The organism is Rhizobium sp. H4 (assembly GCF_003013335.1).
Taxonomy (GTDB): Bacteria; Pseudomonadota; Alphaproteobacteria; order Rhizobiales; family Rhizobiaceae; genus Rhizobium; species Rhizobium sophoriradicis.
The window spans coordinates 1-281 of sequence record NZ_PSOW01000065.1; the positions used below are offsets into that span (position 1 = coordinate 1).

Annotated in this window: 1 pseudogene; it reads right to left on the minus strand. The window is 53.7% G+C overall.

Annotated features, from left to right (window positions below):
- Window positions 1-177: 177 nt before the first annotated feature.
- Window positions 178-281 (minus strand): annotated as a pseudogene (locus C4N04_RS32650) (IS110 family transposase); the annotation flags it as partial.

A 281-nucleotide genomic window follows, 5' to 3' on the forward strand; every position in this document is an offset into this window, starting at 1 on the left:
CCGCTGCCGCCTGCCTGCGGCAACAACGCATCAACAAAGCTGAATTGACCCGTCTGCTTCACCGCCATCCAAATCATCTCCGTTCAAAAACAACGGAATCATATTCTCAGCATTTTGCAACAGTCCCCAGCGGGGAGAAGGTGGCCCGAAGGGTCGGATGAGAATCTGTGTTGGTTGTCAAGGTGGATTTGGGGTCCAGAGTCGATCCTGAGAGAGAAGACAGTTTGCCAGCACGAGCAGTTTGCGCATGATGGCGACAAGGACGACCTTGGCTGGTTTTC